Genomic DNA, 17,158 nt, shown 5'->3' on the forward strand with positions numbered 1-17,158 from the left:
TCTGAACAAGGCGTAGCCATTCTTGCTGAGATCTATGCTGAGACATTTTCGAGTACCTTTAACGATAAAAGTTAAAGGTTACGACGTTTATTAAAAGGATTGAATGAGTCGATTTAAAGACGCTTACTGTGGATTGAGTAACTTACTACATACCTAACGCATATTTCAGTACTTGAGCCTTGATCGGTCCTGAGTTTTCAGCAAACTTCAATGCAGCATTACGTACAAACTTCAATGGCCCAAGATCGTTGCTAAAACCTTTATAGAAAAAGTCCATGCCAGTCTGCATGAGTAAGTTGTCAGGTCGACGTGCACGTTCGTATTTCGCGAGTAAGGCATCTTCTAGCTGTTCTTGGTGTTCTGTTACCGAAAGGAGAACGTCTACATCTTTGAAGCCTAAGTTTACCCCTTGCCCTGCAAGCGGGTTAATCGTATGGGCAGAGTCACCCACTAACACGCAATTTTTGCTTGAGTAGCTTTGCGCATGACGACGAGTGAGTGGGAATGAGCCAAACTGTAAAACTTCAATATCGCCCAATTCAGCAGGGAAATGACGTAAGATTTCTTCCCTTAGTTGAGGTTTACCCATCGCACACAGTTGTTTAATGCGTTTTGGCGAGTCATACCAAACCAACGAACCTTGGCCTACTTCTTGACCGTCTTCATTAGTCAAAGAGCACAAAGGTAAAAATGAACGCGGGCCTGAAGGAGTAAATTGTTGCCAAGTGATATCTTGCTGTGGCAATTCTGTTTTCACGTTAATCAACATGCAGTGTTGTCGGTAATCCCACGCAGTCACACCAATTCCAGCCAATTGACGAACTTTAGAGTTTGCACCATCAGCACCAATTACCCAGTTAACTTCAAACTGCGCCCCACTTTCTAGTGTCACAAGGTTTACATCTGCAAACTCAATATCTTTTAATCGCTCGGGACACATCACGGTTAGATTGTCATACTGAGAGAAGACTTGCCAAAGACCTAATTGGATTAGGCGGTTTTCAACGATATAACCTAGCTGCTCCAATGACAGTTCATCAGAGTGAAAACGAGTACGGCACTCCGGGTGCTCCCAAGTTTCTAAACGCCGATAAGGGCAAACTCGCATACTTTTAATTTCTGACCATGCGCCGAGTGAATCAAGTAACTCCACCGACTGGTGCGAAATCGCAGATACGCGAATATCCATCGCCTGAGCGGCATCAAAAGCTTTGGGTTTTGCACCTTCAACCAAGACAACGCTTCTGCCCTGCTTGGCAAATCCAACAGCGACGGCTGCCCCAACCATACCGCCACCGATCACGGCGATGTCATACTTGTTCATTTTTTACTCTTCATCGTGCTGATTAATTGGCGTTTTTTATTGTACTTTCCATGGCTATTTTTACAAAATTGTTTAACAAAAAACCTTGTTCTGCATAGGGCGAAAAACTAGATTTCATCAGGCTTTGCAGAGAATTAGCCAGATCACTAGTCAGGTGCTTTTTAAAGCAGTACAATACGCCGCTTACCGCCGTGATGGCGGCTATAATTTGAGCAATAGCTCTCCAATTTAAGTACAACTGAACGAGCGAAAGTGAGATGAGTAAGAAACTGCTAATTAAAACCTGGGGCTGCCAGATGAACGAATACGATTCATCAAAAATGGCCGACCTGCTTAATGCTGCAAACGGCTACGAGCTGACGGAAGAGCCAGAGGAAGCAGACGTACTTCTACTTAACACCTGTTCGATCCGTGAAAAAGCGCAAGAGAAAGTTTTCCACCAGCTTGGTCGCTGGAAAACACTAAAAGATAAAAAACCTGGCGTAGTTATCGGTGTAGGTGGTTGTGTAGCAACGCAAGAAGGTGACCATATTCGTGAACGTGCACCATACGTCGACGTTATTTTTGGCCCACAAACTCTGCACCGCCTACCTGAGATGATCAAACAATCTCAGTCGGATGACGCACCAGTTATGGACATTTCGTTCCCAGAGATCGAAAAGTTCGACCGCCTACCAGAGCCTCGTGCGGAAGGCGCGACAGCATTCGTTTCTATTATGGAAGGCTGCTCGAAGTACTGTACTTACTGTGTCGTACCGTACACTCGTGGTGAAGAAGTAAGCCGTCCAATGGATGATGTGCTGTTCGAAATCGCACAGCTTGCTGAACAAGGCGTACGTGAAGTAAACCTACTGGGTCAAAACGTAAACGCGTACCGCGGTCCAACACACGACGGTGAAATCTGTTCATTTGCAGAACTGCTTCGTTTGGTTGCGTCTATCGATGGTATCGACCGTATTCGTTTCACAACGAGCCACCCGCTAGAATTCACTGACGACATCATTGCGGTTTACGAAGATACGCCTGAGCTTGTGAGCTTCCTGCACTTACCTGTGCAAAGTGGTAGTGACCGTATCCTAACTATGATGAAACGCCCTCACACCGCTATCGAGTACAAGTCGATCATCCGTAAACTGCGTAAAGCTCGTCCTGATATTCAAATCAGTTCAGACTTTATTGTTGGTTTCCCTGGTGAGACAGACAAAGACTTCCAAGACACAATGAAGCTGATCAAAGACGTAGACTTTGACATGAGCTTCAGCTTCATCTTCTCTCCACGTCCAGGTACGCCAGCAGCGGATTATCCTTGTGATGTATCAGAACAAGTGAAGAAAGAGCGCCTTTACGAACTACAGCAAACTATCAATGCTCAAGCGATGCGTTACTCTCGCTTAATGCTTGGCACAGAACAACGTGTTCTAGTTGAAGGTCCTTCGAAGAAAAACCTAATGGAACTGCGCGCTCGTACAGAAAACAACCGTGTAGTAAACTTTGAAGGTAGTGCAGACCTAATTGGTCAGTTCGTTGATGTGAAGATCGTAGACGTATTTGCGAACTCACTGCGTGGTGAGCTAGTACGTACTGAAAAAGACATGGATCTTCGTAGTGTGATTTCCCCAACGCAGATGATGGCGAAAACACGTCGCGAAGATGAGCTGGGTGTAGCTACTTTTACGCCGTAAGCTCGTATAAATAGCCATGGAGAGCCTGGTCGTTATCAGGCTCTCACTAAGTGGCAAAAAATGAGAGGCAACATTGAGTAATAAAATCGTAACTCTAGAAATTAACCTAGAACCTTCCGACAACCGCCGACTTGCTAGCCTGTGCGGTCCATTCGATGACAACATCAAGCATTTAGAACGTCGTCTAGGCGTTGAAATTAACCACCGTAGTGACCATTTTACAATTGTCGGTAAACCTCATACCGCATCAGCTGCGCTGGATATCCTGAAAACTCTGTATGTTGATACCGCGCCTGTACGAGGTGAGATCCCAGACATTGAGCCTGAACAGATCCATTTAGCGATTAAAGAGTCTGGTGTTCTTGAGCAGAATACTGAGTCTAATATCGAGCATGGTAAAGAAGTCTTCGTCAAAACCAAGAAAGGTGTGATCAAACCACGTACGCCAAACCAAGCGCAGTACTTGGTTAATATGGTCACACATGATATTTCTTTTGGTATTGGCCCAGCTGGTACAGGTAAAACTTATCTTGCTGTTGCAGCAGCAGTTGACGCACTAGAGCGCCAAGAGATCCGTCGTATTCTATTGACGCGCCCTGCGGTTGAAGCCGGTGAGAAACTGGGCTTCCTACCTGGTGATTTAAGCCAGAAAGTCGACCCATACCTACGTCCGCTATACGATGCCCTATTTGAAATGTTGGGCTTTGAGCGCGTAGAGAAGCTGATTGAACGTAACGTGATTGAGGTAGCCCCTCTTGCTTACATGCGTGGTCGTACTCTAAACGACGCTTTCATCATTCTTGATGAGAGTCAGAACACCACGGTTGAGCAGATGAAGATGTTCCTAACGCGTATTGGTTTTAACTCTCGCGCAGTTATCACTGGTGACGTCACGCAAATCGACTTACCTCGTGGTGCAAAATCAGGTCTTCGTCATGCTATTGAAGTACTAAGCGAAGTCGACGACATCAGCTTCAACTTCTTCTTAGCAGACGACGTTGTACGTCACCCAGTGGTTGCTCGTATCGTTAACGCGTATGAGAAGTGGGAAGCACAAGACCAGAAAGAGCGTAAAGAGTTCGAGAAGCGTCGTCGTGAAGAACGCGATGCGAAGTTACTAGAAGCAGCAAAAGCCGAACTGAATGCACAAGTTGCTTCCACTAAGGAATAATCATGGCGATTGAACTTGATCTGCAACTGGCAGTCGAAAATGAAGAAGGTCTGCCTTCGCAGCAAGATTTCCAATTGTGGCTAGATAAGACAATTCCTCTCTTCCAGCCACAAGCCGAAGTCACCATTCGTATTGTTGATGAACAAGAAAGTCATACGCTCAACCATGAGTATCGTGGCAAAGATAAACCGACCAATGTGTTGTCTTTTCCATTTGAAGCCCCTCCAGGTATGGAAATAGATTTACTTGGCGACTTAATTATTTGCCGCCAAGTCGTTGAAAAAGAGGCAATTGAACAGAACAAGCCTCTGTTAGCACATTGGGCGCATATGGTTGTACATGGCAGCTTGCATCTGCTAGGTTATGATCATATTGAGGATGATGAAGCCGAAGAGATGGAGTCCCTCGAAACCGAAATCATGCAAGGTATGGGCTATGAAGACCCTTACATTGCTGAAAAAGAGTAGCCATTGGCTATTCAGCAGGGAAAGGCGAACCACCAAAATGATTCTCGTGTTCGCCTCTCTATGTGTGCTATCACACTTCTGATAGCGTTACTTAATTGAGAAACAATGAACGAAGATAATTCTCCCTCTTCTAACGAAGATAAGAAAGAAAAGGCAGAAGGTCCGAGTAGAAAGTCCTTCTTTGAACGTCTAGGTCAATTATTTCAGGGCGAACCAAAAGATCGCCAAGAGCTTGTGGATGTTATCCGTGACTCTGAAGTCAATGACCTGATTGACCATGACACCCGCGATATGCTTGAAGGTGTTATGGAAATCTCCGAAATGCGCGTGCGTGACATTATGATCCCGCGTTCGCAAATGGTTACGGTTGAGCGTACTCACGACCTTGATACCTTGGTTGCCTTGATTACCGATGCTCAACACTCTCGCTACCCTGTGATTAGCGAAGATAAAGACCATGTGGAAGGCATTCTTCTTGCGAAGGACTTACTTAAATACTTAGGCTCAGGCAGTAATCCATTTGATATCGAAGAAGTTATTCGACCAGCCGTTGTGGTACCGGAAAGTAAACGCGTTGATCGACTGCTGAAAGAGTTCCGTGAAGAACGTTATCATATGGCCATTGTTGTCGATGAATTCGGTGGTGTTTCTGGTCTTGTGACCATTGAAGATATCCTTGAAGAAATCGTCGGGGATATCGAAGATGAATTCGATGAAAGCGAAGAGACAGACATTCGTAAGCTTAGCAAGCATACGTTTGCTGTCAGAGCGCTGACAACCATCGAAGAGTTTAATGAGACATTTGGAACTAACTTCAGCGATGAGGAAGTAGATACCGTTGGTGGTATGGTCATGACTGCCTTTGGTCACTTACCTTCTCGTGGTGAACTGGTTGAAATTGAAGGCTACAACTTCAAAGTCACCGCTGCCGATAACCGTCGTGTCATTCAACTCCAAGTGACGATCCCAGACGAAGAAACCCTGGTTGAAGCCACTCAAGAGTAACGCGATACCCATTGGGAATCTCAGAAAATTACAATGATGAATGAACTCTTTCATCGCCTTAAGCGGCCCTTAGTGGCCGCTTTTGTTGGCGCCTCTACTACACTCGCTTTCGCTCCTTACCAGCTGTGGCCTATTGCCATTCTTAGCCCAGCAATTCTACTGATTCTTCTTGCTAACCAAACTCCGAAACGCGCACTATGGATTGGTTATGCTTGGGGGTTAGGTCAATTTGCAACTGGCGTTAGCTGGGTTTACGTCAGTATCTCCGGTTTTGGCGGTATGCCGCTCATTGCCAATTTATTTTTAATGGGCTTGCTTGTTGCCTACTTGGCTGTTTATTCAGGCTTATTTGCTTGGCTCAACAACAAGCTGTTTCCTCAATTTACGCTCACAAAAGCACTTCTCGCTGCACCTGCTTTATGGCTGATCAGTGATTGGTTACGTGGTTGGGTGATGACCGGCTTCCCTTGGTTATGGCTAGGCTATAGCCAGATAGATGCTCCACTCGCAAGCTTTGCACCAATTGGCGGCGTAGAACTGCTTACTCTATTTATCCTTATCAGCGCAGGGGCGTTAGCCTATGCATGGATTCATAAGCAGTGGCTGATGGTGATTATCCCTGCGGTACTACTCAGTACTGGCTTTGGGATTCGCAACTACGATTGGGTAACACCCCGACCAGAAGACACGACTAAGCTCGCACTGATTCAAGGTAACGTAGACCAAAACCTAAAGTGGCTACCAAGTCAACGCTGGCCAACCATCATGAAATATGCTGACTTAACTCGTGAAAACTGGGACGCTGATATTATCGTCTGGCCAGAAGCTGCAATTCCTGCTTTTGAAATTGAAGTGCCTTCATTTTTGAGCAATATCGACAGCGCAGCAAAAATGAATAACAGCGCAATCATTACCGGTGTCGTCAACCAAGCTGAAGATCGACAGTTCTACAACAGTATTCTGTCCCTTGGCATCACACCATACGGTGACTACAGTTTCGACTTGAGCGAACGCTACCATAAGCATCACCTATTACCGTTTGGTGAGTTTGTGCCATTTGAGGATATTCTGCGCCCATTAGCGCCATTCTTTAACTTGCCGATGTCGTCGTTTAGCAGTGGGGCTTTTGTGCAGCCCAACATCGTTGCGAATGGCATGCACATGGCACCAGCGCTTTGCTATGAGATCATCTTTAATGAACAAGTGCGTCAAAATGTGACTGACGAAACAGACTTCATTCTAACGTTATCGAACGACGCATGGTTTGGTCACTCTATCGGCCCTCTTCAGCATATGGAGATCGCCCGTATGCGCGCCTTAGAATTAGGTAAACCGCTCATCCGCTCGACTAACAACGGATTAACAGCGGTAACCGATCACAAGGGTAAAATCGTTGAGCAAGTACCGCAGTTTGAAACTGCAGTACTGCGCGCAGAGCTCACCCCAACCGATGGGAAAACGCCATATCGAATCGTTGGTACTTGGCCATTGTATATTTGGGTTGGGTTAAGTTTAGCGCTGGCTTTCGGTTTAAGAAGAAAACAGAGTTATACCAATCACAGTAAATAAGTGTTCAGAAATAGCGTAGGAAAAATGCTTGAGAACAAGGCAAAAATTTTCGATAAGTAGTTATTCTACAATCAAAATTTTTAACGCAGTTATCGAGTATTTTAACAAGCTAGAATTACCAGTTATTTACTACGATTGGTATTAAGAGCAGCTTGAAAGTAGAAAAGACAAAAAAGAGGCGACTAAGCCTCTTTTTTATTCATTGCATTATACAGTCGTTACTCGCCATTTATGGCTTTAATGACTGACGAGTAAAGCCTTTGTGACCACACTTAATACACGGAATGATTACTGTTGGGTGGTTATACGTTGTCTTGTGACCACACTCATCACAGACTAAAGTGCCTAAGCCTATCACCTCTCCTGCTTCATATAGCCCTTGATGCTCTAAGTCATCGAACAACTCAACCCACTCAACTTTAGTTCGGTCTGTAATCTCTAACAGCCCTTGCCATATCGAGTCCGCAATCGTTAAGTAAAACGGGCCGCTTTTACTGTCCTCGTAACTCTCTGAAAACTCTTTTAAGTCTGCTTTAAGGTACGCTTTGATTAAAGCCAATTCATCTTTGGTCAAGTCATTAGCAGCATCCACCACTTTGCCCGACGTCTCTATCGCTTTGTTAACTTCTTCCGGACTGTGCTTCAAGGTTTCAATCACATCCTCGAGCATTTCCTCATAACCTGTTTTACGTTTAGGCATAACTGACCTCCATCTTTCTCCTACCTGCGTCACTTAAGGGCGCATGGGTACAGATTGGCTATTGTTGTGATCCCTAGCTTTAGGTATTCTATGACGATCTATTTAAGTCTGTTCTAACCGAACTCACAAATTCCAAGATAACGGATACCATCGATGCAAGAACAATACAACCCACAAGATATTGAACAAAAAGTTCAAAAGCACTGGGATGACAACAAAACCTTTGTTGTAAGTGAAGACCCAAATAAAGAAAAATTCTACTGTCTGTCCATGTTCCCATACCCAAGTGGTCGACTGCACATGGGTCACGTGCGCAACTACACTATCGGTGATGTAGTATCTCGTTTCCAACGCCTACAAGGCAAAAACGTGATGCAACCAATCGGTTGGGACGCATTCGGTCTACCTGCAGAAAACGCAGCAGTAAAAAACAAAACTGCGCCAGCACCTTGGACTTACGAAAACATCGAATACATGAAGAACCAACTTAAGCTTCTAGGCTTTGGTTACGATTGGAACCGTGAATTCGCAACATGTACACCGGAGTACTACCGCTGGGAACAAGAGTTCTTCACTAAACTTTACGAGAAAGGTTTAGTTTACAAAAAGACTTCTTCTGTTAACTGGTGTCCTAACGACCAAACTGTTCTTGCAAACGAGCAGGTTGAAGACGGTTGTTGCTGGCGTTGTGATACGCCTGTAGAGCAAAAAGAAATCCCTCAATGGTTCATCAAAATCACTGAGTACGCTCAAGAGCTACTAGACGACTTAGACAAGCTTGAAGGTTGGCCTGAAATGGTGAAAACCATGCAGCGCAACTGGATTGGTCGTTCTGAAGGTGTTGAACTGAAGTTTGAAGTTAAGGGTCAACAAGACCTAGAAGTTTACACAACACGTCCAGATACGCTAATGGGTGTGACTTACGTGGGTATCGCAGCCGGCCACCCTCTTGCAGCTCTTGCAGCAGAGAACAATCCAGAGCTTGCAGCGTTTATCGACGAATGTAAGAACAACAAGGTTGCAGAAGCTGAGCTAGCGACAATGGAGAAGAAAGGTATGGCAACTGGCCTTACTGCGATTCATCCATTGAACGGCCGCGAAGTACCAGTATACGTAGCAAACTTCGTACTGATGGACTACGGTACAGGCGCGGTAATGGCTGTACCTGCGCACGACCAACGTGACTACGAGTTCGCAACGAAGTACGGTCTAGACATCGTGCCAGTTATCAAGCCTGCTGATGGCAGCGAGCTAGACATCTCTGAAGCGGCATACACAGAGAAAGGTGTACTGTTCGATTCAGGTGAATTCGATGGCCTAGAATTCCAAGCGGCGTTCGATGCAATTGCAGCGAAGCTAGAAGCAGAGGGCAAAGGCACTAAGACTGTAAACTTCCGTCTACGCGACTGGGGTGTATCTCGTCAACGTTACTGGGGCGCACCAATCCCAATGGTAACGACTGAAGACGGTGAAGTTCACCCAGTACCTGCTGACCAACTACCAGTGATTCTTCCAGAAGACGTGGTAATGGACGGCGTAACCAGCCCAATCAAAGCAGATAAAGAATGGGCGAAGACCACATTCAACGGCGAACCTGCTCTACGTGAGACAGATACGTTCGATACGTTCATGGAATCTTCTTGGTACTACGCGCGTTACTGTTCACCGCAAGCAGACGACATCCTAGATCCAGAAAAAGCAAACTACTGGCTACCAGTAGACCAGTACATCGGCGGTATCGAGCACGCTTGTATGCACCTACTGTACTCACGCTTCTTCCACAAGTTGCTACGTGACGCGGGCTACGTAACGTCTGACGAACCGTTCAAGCAACTACTGTGTCAAGGCATGGTACTAGCTGATGCGTTCTACTTCGAGAACGAGAAAGGCGGCAAAGAGTGGGTAGCTCCAACAGACGTAGCCGTTGAACGTGATGGTAAAGGCCGCATTACTTCTGCTAAAGACACTGAAGGTCGCAATGTAACGCACTCAGGCATGATCAAGATGTCTAAGTCTAAGAACAACGGTATCGACCCTCAAGAAATGGTAGATAAGTACGGCGCTGACACAGTACGTCTATTCATGATGTTCGCGTCTCCAGCGGACATGACACTTGAATGGCAAGAGTCTGGCGTAGAAGGTGCGAACCGCTTCCTAAAACGTGTTTGGAAACTAGTGAAAGAGCACACAGCGAAAGGCGCAGCAGAAGCAGTAGATACAGCCGCGCTTTCTGGTGATCAAAAAGCACTTCGCCGTGACGTTCACAAAACCATCGCGAAAGTGACGGACGATATCGCTCGTCGTCAAACATTCAACACCGCGATCGCAGCGATCATGGAGCTGATGAACAAACTAGCGAAAGCGCCTCAAGAATCTGCGCAAGATCGTGCAATCCTTGACGAAGCACTGAAAGCTATTGTTGTCATGCTTTACCCTATCACTCCGCATATCTCATACGAGCTATGGGCAGCACTAGGTGAAACAGACATTGATAACGCGGCATGGCCGACGTTTGACGAAAAAGCGCTAGTTGAAGACGAAAAAACTATCGTTGTTCAAGTTAACGGTAAGCTACGTGCGAAGCTAACAGTCCCAGCGGATATCTCTAAAGACGATATCGAACAGCTTGGTCTAAACGACGAAAACGTGGTTAAGTTCACTGATGGCCTGACTATTCGTAAAGTCATTTACGTTCCAGGTAAACTGCTGAACATCGTTGCAAACTAATCACAGCTTGCAATTTGTCTCTGTTTAGCGAACTTATTTGTTAACCAAGAGTCATTAAACAGGGTAGTTCGCTACCCTGTTTATTTACCTCAAACCATTCACATGAGTGGTTTAAGGTAAATAACCCCTTCAATTTAGGATGAATACAATCAATGCGCTTTTTCTCTTTGATTAAACTACCAGTGGTATTGGTATTAGCGGGGCTTCTTTCTGCCTGTGGTTTTCACCTTCGCGGCGAGTATTCCGTACCGGAAGAGCTGCACACTATGTCTTTCTCCAGCTACGATGAATACAGTGAATTAACTCGCTATGTTCGCTCTCAACTCGAACTGAACAAAGTTGAACTTGTTCAACCATCATCGACTGTACCCAACCTTCATTTGACGGAAGCGACTATCGATGAGCGTACACTGTCTCTGTATCAAAATAGCCGTGCAGCAGAAAAAGAGCTGACATACGTAGTAAAATACCGTGTGACGATTCCTGGCTATGGCTCTAAAAACTTTACGACAACAGTAAACCGCAACTACCTAGACAACCCGTTGACGGCACTTGCAAAATCTGTTGAACGTGACGTAATTGAAGACGAGATGCGCTTGCAAGCTGCAAAACAGATGATGCGCCAGTTGGGCCGTATTCGTGCCGAATATGAAGCAGGACAAATCTCTGAGCCAGCGAACACAAACTCTTAATCACTATGCGAATTTATGCCGATAAATTAACGGATCATTTAACTAAACACGTTAAACAAGTTTACCTAATCTTTGGGAATGAGCCGTTACTGATTCAAGAGAGCCGCCAAGCAATCCAAAAGGCAGCGTTTCAACAAGGTTTTGAGGAAAAACACCGTTTTGCGGTAGACGCAAGCATCGACTGGAATCAAGTTTACGATTGCTTCCAAGCGATGAGCCTGTTCTCAAACCGTCAATTGATCGAGCTTGAAATTCCAGAGAGTGGCGTGACAACCGCCGTCAGCAAAGAGCTGCAAACACTGTGTGATATGCTGCATGATGACATCATGCTCGTCATTGTTGGTAGCAAACTGACCAAAGCCCAAGAAAATGCGAAATGGTTCAAAGCATTAAGCTCAAAAGGCGACTGGGTAAGCTGTTTGTCGCCAGATCTACAACGCTTACCTATGTTCATTCAGGCACGTTGCCGCGCGTTGGGCCTAAAACCCGATCAGCAATCACTGCAAATGTTGGCTCAATGGCATGAAGGTAACCTGTTTGCATTGTCACAAAGCTTAGAGAAATTGGCCCTACTCTACCCGGATGGTGAGCTGACCATCATACGTTTAGAGGAAGCCTTAAGTCGCCATAATCACTTTACTACGTTTAACTGGATCGACGCCTTACTGGCAGGTAAAGCAAACCGTGCACAACGTATTCTTCGCCAACTTGAGGCGGAAGGGGTCGAGACCGTGATCTTGATTCGAAGTGTACAAAAAGAGTTGAGCCAACTTTTAAATATGCATCAAGACTTAACTCAAATGGGAATGAACCAGGTATTTGAGAAATATCGAGTTTGGCAAAACAAGCGTCCACTCTATAACGCAGCACTGACCCGCTTATCGGCGAGTCGTATTTGTGCATTGCTCTCCTTGTTGGCTCAAGCAGAGATAAAAGCCAAAACTCAATATGACGAGTCTGTATGGCCAACTATTCATCAGTTGAGCTTAGAAACCTGCTCTCCTGATATTAAGCTGGCAATTTAAAAATCAAAGCGTGATATAGTGCGCGACCTGTTTTGCAAGCAATAATGTAAAACACTGTAGAGATAAGAGACAAACCGAGGAAAACCGAGTGCTTCGCGAAGAACTGAAAGACTTTTTAGCTGATAAAGCCGACGACATGAAAGCGGAAGACATTATCGTCCTAAATGTGGAAGATAAATCAAGCGTGACAGATTACATGATCATCTGTACTGGCACATCCAAACGCCACGTTTCATCCATCGCTGACCACGTTGCAACAGAAGTGAAAAAAGCCGGTCTTGAGCCACTAGGAATGGAAGGTGAAAACGAAGGTGAATGGGTAGTCCTAGATATGGGCGACGCCATGCTTCACGTGATGCAAGAAGAGCACCGCGAACTCTACCAGCTAGAAAAACTCTGGGGTTAATCTTTTGAAAATTCAACTAATTGCTGTTGGCACAAAAATGCCAAAATGGGTTGAGGAAGGCTTTCAAGAATATCGTCGCCGTTTCCCACATGATATGCCATTGGAGTTGATTGAAATCTCTGCTGGCAAACGTGGAAAAAATGCCGATATCGCTCGTATCCTGCAAAAAGAAGGTGAAGCGATGCTCGCTGCGGTACCAAAAGGCAACCGTATCGTCACGTTAGATATCCCAGGTAAAAAATGGGACACTCCTCAACTTGCTGAGCAGTTAGAAGCTTGGAAATTAGATGGCCGTGATGTATCAATCTTAATCGGCGGTCCTGAAGGACTCGCTCCCGCATGCAAAGCTGCAGCAGACCAAAGCTGGTCATTGTCTGCCTTAACGCTACCCCACCCTTTAGTGCGTATCGTAATGGCTGAAAGCTTGTACCGAGCGTGGAGCATCACCGCGAACCATCCTTACCACCGCGAATAATCGTTGTTTAACTTTAGAGCCAAGCGTTAATGATTCGTAAGCGCCGCAGTCAAATCCGAGATTATCAAGCCGAAGCGCGTCTGTTTGCCAGCCGCGCTATTGTCGCTTTTATCGGCATTGTTCTCTTGATGGGAGCTCTGGTCGCCAACATGTACAACATTCAGGTGAACCAGTTTCAAGATTATCAAACCCGCTCGAACGATAACCGTATCAAAGTGGTTCCTATCGCGCCTAACCGAGGTCTGATTTATGATCGAAATGGTGTTTTACTGGCAGAGAACCGTCCCGTCTTTAACTTAGAACTGACTCCAGAAAAAATTAAAGACATTGATGCAACCATCCAAGAACTACAAACCATTCTGGAAATTACCCCAGATCAGATTGAACGTTTCCACCAAGAGCGTAAACGGACTCGTCGATTTAAGTCGGTCCCACTGCTTACCCAACTGAACGAAAAACAAGTAGCTGTATTCTCCGTCAATCAGTACCGCTTTCCGGGTGTAGAAATAAGTGCGACCTTAAAGCGCTACTACCCTTTCAGCGAAGTCTTAACCCACGTGATTGGTTACGTTTCTCGAATCAATGATCGCGACATGCAGCGCCTGATCCGAGAAGAAAAAGACGCAAACTATCAAGCCACTCGCGACATTGGTAAGCTGGGTATCGAAAAATACTACGAAGACCTCTTACACGGTACGGCCGGATATCAAGAAGTCGAAGTAAACAGCCGCGGCCGCGTGATTCGTACGTTAAAGTACGTTCCACCTGTACCCGGAAAAGACATCGTTTTAAACCTTGATATCAACTTGCAGCTGTACGTACACCAATTATTGGATGGCCGCCGAGGCAGTGCTGTAGTGATCGATCCTAGAGACAACGGCGTACTGGCTATGGTTTCAAGTCCTAGCTACGATCCTAACTCGTTCGTGCACGGAATCTCAGGTAAAGACTATCGCGCCCTTTTGAACGATAAAAACCGTCCCTTGGTCAACCGAACCACACTTGGCATTTATCCACCCGCGTCTACCATCAAACCATTTATGGCGGTAGCCGCGCTACAAGAAGGTGTCGTCACACCGAACACTACGCGAAATGATCCAGGTTATTGGCGCATACCAAACTCCAACACTCGCCCATTCCGTGACTGGTTGCGTTGGGGACACGGACGCGTCGATATCATTAAGTCGATCGAAGAGTCTGTTGATACCTTCTACTATCAAATCGCTTATGACATGGGTATTGACCGTATTTCGAATTGGATGATGATGTTCGGTTTTGGTGATTACACTGGCATCGATATCTACGAAGAAAGTAAGGCGAATATGCCGACTCGTGACTGGAAAATGTCTCGCCATAAAACCCCGTGGTACAAAGGCGATACGATCCCTGTGGGTATCGGCCAAGGTTATTGGACAGCAACACCAATGCAAATCGCCAAAGCGACCTCCGTATTAGTAAATGAGGGAGAAGTGATCGCACCTCACTTGCTCAAAGCGACGATAGAGAACGGCAACGACTTCGAAGAACAACAAACAACAGAATACGTGACTTACCCGCCAATCAAGAATGTACCGAAAAAGTACTGGGATATGGCGAAAGAAGGCATGCGTCGTGTAAACCATGGCACGCGCGGAACAGCTCGCCGCTCATTCTACAAAATGAGTTATCAAACAGCGGGTAAATCAGGTACTGCGCAAGTCTTCGGTCTGGGTGAAAACGAAGAGTACAACGCCGATGAGATCGCCGAGCACTTACGTGACCATGCGTTATTTACTGGCTTTGCACCATTTGATGATCCTAAAGTGGTCGTCACTGTAGTACTAGAAAACGCCGGCGGTGGTTCTAGCAACGGTGCCCCAGTAGTAAGGAAAATTTTTGACCGAGTCGTTCTAGGCCCAGAAGAAATTGAGCCTGAAAACAATGCGAAGAAAGAGGTAAAACAGTAATGAAGATGGATCCCTCTACAGGTAAAAATCGCGCCCTGTTTGAACGCTTCCATATCGACTTACCACTCCTACTTGGCATATTGGCCCTGATGGGGTTTGGCCTCGTGATCATGTACAGCGCTAGTGGCCAAAGTTTACTGATGATGGATCGCCAAGCTATGCGGATGGTGCTTTCACTCGTTGTGATGATCGTTCTTGCGCAGCTTTCTCCACGAACCTACGAGAGCCTGGCACCTTTGATGTTCGTCGGCGGCGTCATACTGCTCTTTGGCGTGCTGTTTTTCGGTGAAGCATCTAAAGGCGCACAGCGTTGGCTTAACCTCGGTTTTGTGCGCTTTCAACCTTCCGAGTTATTGAAGCTCGCGGTGCCATTAATGGTGGCACGCTATGTAGGTCGACAACCCCTTCCGCCAACGCTAAAAACACTCATCGTTGCACTGATTATGGTCTGCTTGCCAACCATCCTCATTGCAAAACAGCCTGACTTAGGGACCTCTATTCTAATCGCCGCTTCCGGTATTTTTGTTATCTTCCTCGCGGGCATTAGTTGGAAAATCATCGCTGGTGCCGCCATCGCACTCGGTGGTTTCATTCCGATTTTGTGGTTCTTCTTGATGCGCGAATACCAAAAAGTTCGCGTACGTACTCTGTTTAACCCAGAGTCAGATCCGCTTGGTGCGGGCTACCACATTATTCAGAGTAAAATCGCGATTGGCTCTGGTGGTATTTCAGGCAAAGGTTGGTTGCAAGGCACTCAATCACAACTGGAATTTCTTCCTGAACGACACACTGACTTTATCTTTGCAGTAATTGCTGAAGAATGGGGTATGATTGGCTTCCTTTGCCTTTTAGCCATCTATCTATTTATTATTGGACGAGGTTTATACCTCGCCAGCCAAGCGCAAACTGCATTTGGACGAATGATGGCAGGCAGTATTGTACTCAGCTTCTTCGTGTATATTTTTGTAAATATTGGCATGGTAAGTGGCATCCTACCTGTAGTAGGTGTACCGTTGCCACTCATTAGTTATGGCGGCACATCAATGGTAACCTTGATGGCTGGCTTTGGTATTCTGATGTCAATTCATACGCACCGAAAAGCATTCTCTAAGGCGACCTAGACATGCAAAAACGCGCTTTATATTCCTTGGTTTTCTCTGCTCTTATTTTGGCAGGCTGTTCATCAACTAGCCAAAAAGAACAAGAAGGCCGTTACGAACTCGAATCCGATGTTGCACCGGATACACCGCTTTCAGTCGAACACATCGAGGATGCGCACCCTAAATATGAACCGTACAGCCTAGGTGGGAACAAAGATTACCACTTGCGTGGCAAAGACTACAAAATAGTTCGCGATGCCAAAGGCTTTAAAGAAAAAGGCCGCGCATCTTGGTATGGGAAGAAGTTCCAAGGTCATTTGACTTCTAATGGCGAAATCTATGACATGTACTCAATGACAGCGGCTCATAAAACGCTACCGTTACCGAGTTACGTAAAAGTCACCAACACTGACAACGGCAAAACTACCGTAGTACGAGTTAATGACCGAGGTCCGTTTCACGATGGCCGTATTATCGATTTAAGCTATGCCGCAGCACATAAGTTAGATGTGATAAAAACAGGTACAGCTAACGTGGAAATTGAAGTAATCAGTATCAATCAGCCCACGGATAAAAAATCTTTAGAAGCGCACCCTAAGTACGTTATTCAGGTGGCATCATCAAAAAATGAAGAACTCGCACGAACTTTAGGGACAGAGCTTGGTCAAAAACTGGATACAGAAACTTTCCTAGAAAATGCGAAAGAGTCTTATCGCTTGTTGTTAGGGCCATTTACTGACTATTCCCTGACGCAAGCCACTCTAGATAAAGTAAAGTTGCTCGGCTATTCGTCTGCATTTATTAAAAAACACAACACTGCCAAATGACCTAGTGTCATGAATTTCTCCTCGATCCCCTCTTACATAGCT

Annotated in this window: 15 protein-coding genes; 13 read left to right on the forward strand and 2 right to left on the reverse strand. The window is 45.8% G+C overall.

Going from position 1 to position 17,158, the window contains the following annotated elements:
• Positions 1 to 145: 145 nt before the first annotated feature.
• Positions 146 to 1,324, reverse strand: coding sequence for a 2-octaprenyl-3-methyl-6-methoxy-1,4-benzoquinol hydroxylase (locus FKN08_RS15835; protein ID WP_047010137.1), 1,179 nt, complete (start codon positions 1,322 to 1,324; stop codon positions 146 to 148).
• Positions 1,325 to 1,581: 257 nt separating this feature from the next.
• Between FKN08_RS15835 and miaB the strand changes: the two genes are divergently transcribed.
• The 5 genes from miaB to lnt all read left to right on the forward strand — a co-directional run bounded on the left by miaB (position 1,582) and on the right by lnt (position 7,218).
• Positions 1,582 to 3,006: a tRNA (N6-isopentenyl adenosine(37)-C2)-methylthiotransferase MiaB gene (gene miaB, locus FKN08_RS15840; RefSeq protein WP_005391310.1), complete on the forward strand. Its 1,425-nt coding sequence runs from the start codon at positions 1,582 to 1,584 to the stop codon at positions 3,004 to 3,006.
• A gap of 73 nt (positions 3,007 to 3,079) precedes the next feature.
• On the forward strand, positions 3,080 to 4,177 hold the full coding sequence (locus FKN08_RS15845) for a PhoH family protein (RefSeq protein WP_005373033.1): 1,098 nt from the start codon (positions 3,080 to 3,082) through the stop codon (positions 4,175 to 4,177).
• A 2-nt stretch (positions 4,178 to 4,179) separates the two neighbouring features.
• The gene (gene ybeY, locus FKN08_RS15850; protein ID WP_005391311.1) at positions 4,180 to 4,644 is read left to right on the forward strand and encodes an rRNA maturation RNase YbeY; all 465 of its coding nucleotides are present in this window, start codon (positions 4,180 to 4,182) and stop codon (positions 4,642 to 4,644) included.
• 105 nt (positions 4,645 to 4,749) lie between these two features.
• Positions 4,750 to 5,649, forward strand: coding sequence for a CNNM family magnesium/cobalt transport protein CorC (corC, locus tag FKN08_RS15855; protein ID WP_005384118.1), 900 nt, complete (start codon positions 4,750 to 4,752; stop codon positions 5,647 to 5,649).
• Between the two features lie 33 nt (positions 5,650 to 5,682).
• Positions 5,683 to 7,218 carry an apolipoprotein N-acyltransferase gene (gene lnt / locus FKN08_RS15860; RefSeq protein ID WP_170892510.1) on the forward strand — a complete coding sequence of 512 codons (1,536 nt, stop codon included), beginning with the start codon at positions 5,683 to 5,685 and terminating at the stop codon, positions 7,216 to 7,218.
• Between the two features lie 229 nt (positions 7,219 to 7,447).
• On the opposite strand, the gene FKN08_RS15865 is transcribed toward lnt, so the two are convergent.
• Positions 7,448 to 7,918, reverse strand: a complete 471-nt coding sequence (locus FKN08_RS15865) for a zinc ribbon-containing protein (protein WP_005373024.1) — start codon at positions 7,916 to 7,918, stop codon at positions 7,448 to 7,450.
• A 153-nt stretch (positions 7,919 to 8,071) separates the two neighbouring features.
• On the opposite strand from FKN08_RS15865, the gene leuS reads away from it, so the two are divergent.
• From leuS to FKN08_RS15905, 8 genes are all read left to right on the forward strand, one after another.
• Positions 8,072 to 10,645 (forward strand): leucine--tRNA ligase, encoded by a 2,574-nt coding sequence (gene leuS, locus FKN08_RS15870; RefSeq protein ID WP_170892511.1) that lies wholly within the window; start codon positions 8,072 to 8,074, stop codon positions 10,643 to 10,645.
• A 152-nt stretch (positions 10,646 to 10,797) separates the two neighbouring features.
• Positions 10,798 to 11,337: an LPS assembly lipoprotein LptE gene (gene lptE, locus FKN08_RS15875; protein WP_005373019.1), complete on the forward strand. Its 540-nt coding sequence runs from the start codon at positions 10,798 to 10,800 to the stop codon at positions 11,335 to 11,337.
• A 5-nt stretch (positions 11,338 to 11,342) separates the two neighbouring features.
• Complete coding sequence (gene holA / locus FKN08_RS15880) at positions 11,343 to 12,362, forward strand: DNA polymerase III subunit delta (RefSeq protein ID WP_124008591.1); 1,020 nt, start codon at positions 11,343 to 11,345, stop codon at positions 12,360 to 12,362.
• An 88-nt stretch (positions 12,363 to 12,450) separates the two neighbouring features.
• Positions 12,451 to 12,768: a ribosome silencing factor gene (rsfS, locus tag FKN08_RS15885; protein ID WP_005373015.1), complete on the forward strand. Its 318-nt coding sequence runs from the start codon at positions 12,451 to 12,453 to the stop codon at positions 12,766 to 12,768.
• 4 nt (positions 12,769 to 12,772) lie between these two features.
• Complete coding sequence (rlmH, locus tag FKN08_RS15890; protein ID WP_017821762.1) at positions 12,773 to 13,243, forward strand: 23S rRNA (pseudouridine(1915)-N(3))-methyltransferase RlmH; 471 nt, start codon at positions 12,773 to 12,775, stop codon at positions 13,241 to 13,243.
• Positions 13,244 to 13,272: 29 nt separating this feature from the next.
• Positions 13,273 to 15,189 (forward strand): penicillin-binding protein 2, encoded by a 1,917-nt coding sequence (gene mrdA / locus FKN08_RS15895; protein ID WP_005391316.1) that lies wholly within the window; start codon positions 13,273 to 13,275, stop codon positions 15,187 to 15,189.
• Entirely contained in the window at positions 15,189 to 16,310 is a 1,122-nt protein-coding gene (gene rodA, locus FKN08_RS15900) for a rod shape-determining protein RodA (RefSeq protein ID WP_005391317.1), read from the forward strand. The genes mrdA and rodA overlap by 1 nt, the downstream gene beginning before the upstream one ends.
• A gap of 2 nt (positions 16,311 to 16,312) precedes the next feature.
• Positions 16,313 to 17,116 carry a septal ring lytic transglycosylase RlpA family protein gene (locus tag FKN08_RS15905; protein ID WP_170892512.1) on the forward strand — a complete coding sequence of 268 codons (804 nt, stop codon included), beginning with the start codon at positions 16,313 to 16,315 and terminating at the stop codon, positions 17,114 to 17,116.
• The last annotated feature ends 42 nt before the right edge of the window (positions 17,117 to 17,158 follow it).

This window comes from Vibrio sp. 1-2 (7-a) (genome assembly GCF_013048515.1).
GTDB classification, from domain to species: Bacteria; Pseudomonadota; Gammaproteobacteria; order Enterobacterales; family Vibrionaceae; genus Vibrio; species Vibrio diabolicus.